The following is a 243-nucleotide window of genomic DNA, read 5'->3' as shown; positions in this document are numbered from 1 at the left end:
ATTGGCCAGAACATCCTCTTCCCTGTCGGACTCGACAAAAATCACCCGGTCGGGATGGAGGCCCACCTGGGCAAGCGCCGGAAAGAATAGATCCGGTCGGGTCAAACACCAAACGACGGGGCCTTTGGTTCGCGCGGCAATGCCGGCCACACAGAGTGCCGCCGCCGCGCCATCAACAGTACCGGAACCGCCGCCCGCGAACTCATGCAGCGCTCCATGGGCGAGACCACCGCCCGGCAGGAC

1 pseudogene is annotated in these 243 nt (G+C 64.6%); it reads right to left on the bottom strand.

Annotated features, from left to right (window positions below):
• A pseudogene (locus AF337_RS44240) lies at positions 1-243 on the bottom strand (damage-inducible mutagenesis protein); the annotation flags it as partial.

The organism is Rhizobium ecuadorense (genome assembly GCF_001187535.1).
Taxonomy (GTDB): domain Bacteria; phylum Pseudomonadota; class Alphaproteobacteria; order Rhizobiales; family Rhizobiaceae; genus Rhizobium; species Rhizobium ecuadorense.
Note: the sequence above shows the minus strand (reverse complement) of the source record. Positions and strands in the feature narration are given on the sequence as shown.